The 5,633-nt window shown below is 71.3% G+C and carries 6 protein-coding genes; 5 read left to right on the top strand and 1 reads right to left on the bottom strand.

Annotated features, from left to right (window positions below; translation table 11 throughout):
- The 5 genes from V7E45_RS38345 to proC all read left to right on the top strand — a co-directional run.
- The coding region (locus V7E45_RS38345) for an EamA/RhaT family transporter (protein ID WP_333778902.1) at nt 1–458 on the top strand (458 nt) is incomplete at its 5' end.
- 144 nt (nt 459–602) lie between these two features.
- Nucleotides 603–1,382, top strand: a complete 780-nt coding sequence (locus V7E45_RS38340) for a class I SAM-dependent methyltransferase (RefSeq protein WP_333778901.1) — start codon at nt 603–605, stop codon at nt 1,380–1,382.
- A gap of 155 nt (nt 1,383–1,537) precedes the next feature.
- Entirely contained in the window at nt 1,538–2,332 is a 795-nt protein-coding gene (locus V7E45_RS38335; RefSeq protein WP_333778900.1) for an ABC transporter ATP-binding protein, read from the top strand.
- Nucleotides 2,329–3,126 (top strand): ABC transporter permease, encoded by a 798-nt coding sequence (locus tag V7E45_RS38330; RefSeq protein WP_333778899.1) that lies wholly within the window; start codon nt 2,329–2,331, stop codon nt 3,124–3,126. The genes V7E45_RS38335 and V7E45_RS38330 overlap by 4 nt, the downstream gene beginning before the upstream one ends.
- Nucleotides 3,127–3,194: 68 nt before the next feature.
- Nucleotides 3,195–4,007, top strand: a complete 813-nt coding sequence (proC, locus tag V7E45_RS38325; protein WP_333778898.1) for a pyrroline-5-carboxylate reductase — start codon at nt 3,195–3,197, stop codon at nt 4,005–4,007.
- A 47-nt stretch (nt 4,008–4,054) separates the two neighbouring features.
- Here proC and trpS read toward each other — a convergent pair whose 3' ends face one another.
- Complete coding sequence (trpS, locus tag V7E45_RS38320) at nt 4,055–5,080, bottom strand: tryptophan--tRNA ligase (protein ID WP_333778897.1); 1,026 nt, start codon at nt 5,078–5,080, stop codon at nt 4,055–4,057.
- Nucleotides 5,081–5,633: the final 553 nt, after the last annotated feature.

The raw sequence follows: 5,633 nt of genomic DNA, 5'->3' as shown, positions 1-5,633 counted from the left end.
GCCCCCGCCCCGAGCCCCTGCGCTTCTTCGGCATCTCCTGGGTGGACCACGACCACGGGTACGCGGCCCGCCGAGCCGGCGTCGCGGCCGGGTCCCTCGTCGCGGCCGCCGCCTCCTGCCTGGTCCTGCGCTTCGCCTACGAGGGCATCCAGATCGCCGACAGCGGCGCCTTCGTGACCGTGCTGGTCGTCGCCATGTTCGCCATCTGCAGCGCGCTCGCCTTCCGCAACACCTGGGAGGGTTTCGGCAAGCGTCACGACCCCCAGCGCCAGGCCACCCTGCGCGGCCTCCTCGCCATCGGCTTCGTCGGCTCACTGCTCGCCTACTTCTTCCGCTCCCTCACCGAGGCCCCGGGCGAGAAACTGCACCGCGAGGAGTACGCCCGGGCCCGCGAGGAGTACGCCCGCCGCACCTCCCGCCGCACGGGCAACCCGTCGAGGAAGAAGCGCCGCGGCTGAGGCCCGATGGTGCACGACTCCCGTCGCGTCGACGCACCGGACGACACGAGGGAGTGGGCCCACGCCGACCGCGCGCCCGGCCCCCGCAGCCCAGGCCCCGATATCCACTGTCGCCGGTGCGTCCGGCCCCGCGACCATGGCCGTATGACACTGACGCAGCCGCCCTCCCACGCCGCCCGAGCCCGTTCCTTCGACGACGCCGCGGCCCAGTACGCCGCGAACCGGCCCTCCTACCCGCCCGCACTCCTCGACGCCGTCGAGGAACTGGCCGGCCGGCCGTTGTCAGGAGCCCGGGTCGTGGACGTCGGTGCCGGCACCGGGATCGCGACCGCACTGCTGCACGCCCGGGGCGCCGACGTCCTCGCGGTGGAGCCCGGCGCGGGCATGGCCGCCGAGTTCCGTCGCGCGCTGCCGCACGTCCCGGTCGTACGCGGCAGCGGCGACGCGCTCCCCGTCATCGACGGCCACGCCGACCTCCTCACCTACGCGCAGGCCTGGCACTGGACCGACACCGCCCGCTCGGTGCCGGAGGCGCTGCGCGTGCTGCGGCCCGGCGGCGCGCTGGCCCTGTGGTGGAACACCGACGCGCTCGACATCGAGTGGATCGCCGAGGCGGCCGACCGCAGCGGCCGGTTCTTCGGCGTGGACATCGCCGCCGAGAAGCGCAAGGCCGGGGACCGCTCCGAGCGCGCCGACCCGAGCGGCCGGCTCCGCTTCGCCCGCCGCGAGGTCCGCTGGAGCCGCCGGGTGCCGCTCGACACCCACCTCGCCAACCTCGGCAGCCACTCAGCCTTCCTGGTCACGGCCGAGGAGCGCAGGCGCGCGTTCCTGGAGGAGGAGCGCGGCCATCTGCTGAAGGTCTTCCCCGACGGCATCGTCGAGGAGACGTACGACGTGCTGCTGCTCGTCGCGACCAAGCCCTGACCCCTTCTTCCCTTCTCTCGTTCTCCCCCTCTCTTTCGTCCCCTTCCTCTGCGGCGGTCCGGTTCTTCGCGGGCCGCCGCTTTCGTGTGCCGCGCACCGGTGTCGCCATGCCCGGCCTCTTGACGGCGCGGCTCGCCGGGAACATTATTCATCGCATGATGAATTATGTGGCCGACCCACCCCACGCCACGGCACCCCACGCCGTCCACGCCGACGGCCTCACCGTCGTCCGCGGCGCCCGAACCGTCCTCCACCACCTCGGATTCACCGTCCCGCGCGGCCAGATCACCGGCCTGCTCGGCCCCTCCGGCTGTGGCAAGTCCACCCTCATGCGCTCCCTCGTCGGCACCCAGGCCAAGGTCACCGGCACCCTCGACGTCCTCGGCCGCCCCGCCGGCCACCCCGCCCTGCGCAGCCGCGTCGGCTACGTCACCCAGGCACCCTCCGTCTACGACGACCTGACCGTCCGCCAGAACCTCGACTACTTCGCCGCGATCCTCGAACCCCACCGCGCCCCGGCCGAACGCCGCCGCGACATCGAGCGCGTCCTCACCGAGGTCGACCTCACCAGCCGCGCCGACGCCCTCGCAGGGAACCTCTCCGGCGGCCAGCGCAGCCGCGTCTCCCTCGCCGTCGCCCTCCTCGGCAGCCCCGAACTGCTCGTCCTCGACGAACCCACCGTCGGCCTCGACCCCGTCCTGCGCCGCGACCTGTGGACCCTCTTCCACGACCTCGCCGCCCGGGGCGCCACCCTCCTCGTCTCCTCCCACGTCATGGACGAGGCCGAGCGCTGCCACCGCCTCCTCCTCATGCGCGACGGCCGGATCCTCGCTGACGACACCCCCGACGCCCTGCGCACCCGAACCGGCACCGACACCGTCGAAGCCGCCTTCCTCCGCCTCGTGGACGAAGCGGCCACCGCGGACCGCACCAAGGAGACGACCCGATGACCACGACCGCCCCCACCACCCAGGCGGCTCCCGCCCAGGCAGCCCCCACCCGCGCGCTGAACGCCGGCCGCACCACCGCCACCGCCGCGCGCGTGCTGCGTCAGCTCCGCCACGACCCGCGCACCATCGCGCTGTTGATCCTCGTCCCCTGCCTGATGCTGGTCCTGCTGCGCTACGTCTTCGACGCCAGCCCGCGCACCTTCGACAACATCGGCGCCTCACTGCTCGGCATCTTCCCGCTGATCACGATGTTCCTGGTGACCTCCATCGCCACCCTGCGCGAACGCACCTCGGGCACCCTCGAACGGCTGCTCGCCATGCCGCTGGGCAAGGCAGACCTCATCGCCGGCTACGCCCTCGCCTTCGGCGCCCTCGCCATCGTCCAGTCGGCCCTCGCCACCGGACTCTCGGTCTGGGTCCTCGGCCTGGACGTCACCGGCTCACCCTGGTTGCTGCTGCTCGTGGCGCTCCTCGACGCCCTGCTCGGCACGGCCCTCGGACTCTTCGTCTCGGCCTTCGCGGCCTCGGAATTCCAGGCGGTCCAGTTCATGCCCGCGGTGATCTTCCCCCAGCTCCTCCTGTGCGGCCTCTTCACACCCCGCTCCGACATGCACCCCGTCCTGGAGGCCGTCTCCGACGTCCTGCCCATGTCGTACGCCGTCGACGGAATGAACGAGGTCCTCCACCACACGGACATGACGGCGACCTTCGTCCGCGACATCCTGATCGTCGCCGGCTGCGCCCTGTTCGTCCTCGGCCTCGGGGCCGCGACCCTGCGTCGCCGCACCGCTTAGCGACCCGTCGGTGTTCCGCCTGCCGGACAACCACCCGGACCCCGTGGAGCCGGTGCGAGGATGACTCCATGAGCCAGAAAGTCGCAGTCCTCGGCACCGGCAAGATCGGCGAAGCCCTGCTCAGCGGAATGATTCGCGGTGGCTGGACCCCCGCCGACCTCCTGGTCACCGCCCGCCGTCCCGAACGCGCCGAAGAACTCCGCTCCCGCTACGGAGTCACCCCGGTCGGCAACGCCGAAGCGGCCAAGACCGCCGACACCCTGATCCTCACGGTCAAGCCGCAGGACATGGGCGCCCTCCTGGACGAACTGGCCCCGCACGTCCCCGCCGACCGACTGGTCATCAGCGGAGCCGCCGGCATTCCCACCTCCTTCTTCGAGGAGCGCCTCGCCGTGGGCACCCCGGTCGTCCGCGTCATGACGAACACCCCCGCCCTCGTCGACGAGGCCATGTCCGTCATCTCGGCCGGCAGCCACGCCACCGACGACCACGTCGCCACCGCCGAGGAGATCTTCGGCGCCGTCGGCAAGACCCTCCGGGTCCCCGAGAGCCAGCAGGACGCCTGCACCGCCCTGTCCGGCTCCGGACCGGCCTACTTCTTCTACCTGGTCGAGGCCATGACCGACGCGGGCATCCTGCTCGGCCTGCCGCGCGACAAGGCGCACGACCTCATCGTCCAGTCCGCCATCGGCGCCGCCGTGATGCTCCGCGACAGCGGCGAGCACCCGGTCAAGCTCCGTGAGAACGTCACCTCCCCGGCGGGCACGACGATCAACGCCATCCGCGAGCTGGAGAACCACGGAGTCCGCGCGGCCCTCATCGCCGCTCTGGAGGCCGCCCGCGACCGCAGCCGCGAACTCGCCTCCGGCAAGAAGGACTGACCCGACCGACGGCCCGGTGGGCGGCGGGTCACCCCGCCGCCCCGTGCCTAGCGAGCCGCGCTCGGCGCGGGCTCCGCCACGGGAGGCAGCAGCCCGATCGCCCGGTAGGCGGTGTCGACGGTCGGCCGGGCCGACGCCCGGGCCTTCTCCGCACCGATCCGCAACACCTCCTCCACGTAGGCGGGTTCCGCGCACAGCTCCCTGTGCCTGGTCTGCACGGGCCTGAGGACCTCCACGACCGCCTCCGCGGTGTCCTTCTTCAAAGCGCCGTACGAGTCGTAAACGGACGCCAGTGACTCAGGGTTCCCGCCCGTGCACGCAGCGAGAATGTCCAGCAGGTTGGCGACCCCCGGCCGGCCCTCGCGGTCGTACTCGACGTCCTGGCCGCTGTCGGTCACCGCCCGCATGACCTTCCTGCGCACCACGTCCGGCTCGTCCAGGAGGTAGACGATCCCCGGCCCCGAGTCGTCCGACTTCCCCATCTTCGAGGTCGGGTCCTGGAGGTTCATCACCCGTGCGGCCACCTCCGGACGGGTGGCTCTCGGCACCGTGAACGTGTGCCCGTACCGCTGGTTGAACCGCACCGCGAGATCGCGGGTCAGCTCCACGTGCTGCACCTGGTCGTCACCCACCGGCACCTCCTCCGCGCCGTAGGCCAGGATGTCCGCGGCCATCAGCACGGGATAGGTCAGCAGGGAGAGCCGCACGCTCCCACCACGCAGGCGCTCCCGCGCGGCCTTCTCCTTGTACTGGATCATGCGGCGCATCTCGCCGTCCGTCGCCACGCACTCCAGCAGGTACGACAGCCGTGTGTGCTCGTCGACGTGGCTCTGCAGGAACACCGTGCACAGCTCGGGGTCCAGTCCCGACGACAACAGCAGCGTGGTCGCCTGTCGGCTGAGCCGGCGCACCCGCGCCGGATCGTGGTCCACGGTGAGAGCGTGCAGGTCGACGACGCAGAACAGCGCGTCGGACCGGTGCTGGTCGACCTCCGTCCAGCGCCGCATGGCTCCCAGGTAGTTCCCCAGGGTCAGGTGCCCGGTCGGCTTGATCCCGCTGAAGACCCGCGTCATCTCTGCTTCTCCTCCTGGTCCAGGCCGCCGTCCCGGTCGGCCGGCTCCCGGAGTCCTGGAGGGAGATACGAGAACGGCCGCCGAGTCGGCGGCCGTCGAGTGCATACGTGAGTACGGCCGCCGTCAGGCGGCCCACCACTGCTGGGTGCACGTACGCGTAGTCATGTCCCCCAGCGTACGCCCGGGGAGGGGTCCCGGGCAGCGAGTTGACACACCCCGGGCTGATCCGTACTGTTCTCCGGGTTGTCCGACGTGAGCGCCGACTCCGGTCGGTCCCCGGACAGCCATTCCGCAGGTACCAGCCATTCATCGACGCTTCGGCGTCGGCTGTTCGGCGTGTGTATTTGCGAAATGAGGAATCCGTGTTCGAAAGGACGCGGCCCCGATTAGCTCGGGGCGCCGGAATCCGCTAAAGTCTCACTCGTCGGAACGGCCCAACAGCCCGGAAGACACCCCGCCGACCGGGAATCGGACGCCGAAAGGATCTGATAGAGTCGGAACCGCCGGAAAGGGAAACGCGAGAGCGGAAACCTGGAAAGCACCGAGGAAATCG

The organism is Streptomyces sp. IBSBF 3136, assembly GCF_036815105.1.
GTDB lineage: Bacteria > Actinomycetota > Actinomycetes > Streptomycetales > Streptomycetaceae > Streptomyces.
Note: the sequence above shows the minus strand (reverse complement) of the source record. Positions and strands in the feature narration are given on the sequence as shown.

What these genes read in the sequence shown, in the direction of transcription:
- trpS (WP_333778897.1), bottom strand. Translation starts at nt 5,080, where the DNA reads ATGACGCGGGTCTTCAGCGGGATCAAGCCGACCGGGCACCTGACCCTG.
- V7E45_RS38340 (WP_333778901.1), top strand. Translation starts at nt 603, where the DNA reads ATGACACTGACGCAGCCGCCCTCCCACGCCGCCCGAGCCCGTTCCTTC.
- V7E45_RS38330 (WP_333778899.1), top strand. Translation starts at nt 2,329, where the DNA reads ATGACCACGACCGCCCCCACCACCCAGGCGGCTCCCGCCCAGGCAGCC.
- proC (WP_333778898.1), top strand. Translation starts at nt 3,195, where the DNA reads ATGAGCCAGAAAGTCGCAGTCCTCGGCACCGGCAAGATCGGCGAAGCC.
- V7E45_RS38335 (WP_333778900.1), top strand. Translation starts at nt 1,538, where the DNA reads ATGATGAATTATGTGGCCGACCCACCCCACGCCACGGCACCCCACGCC.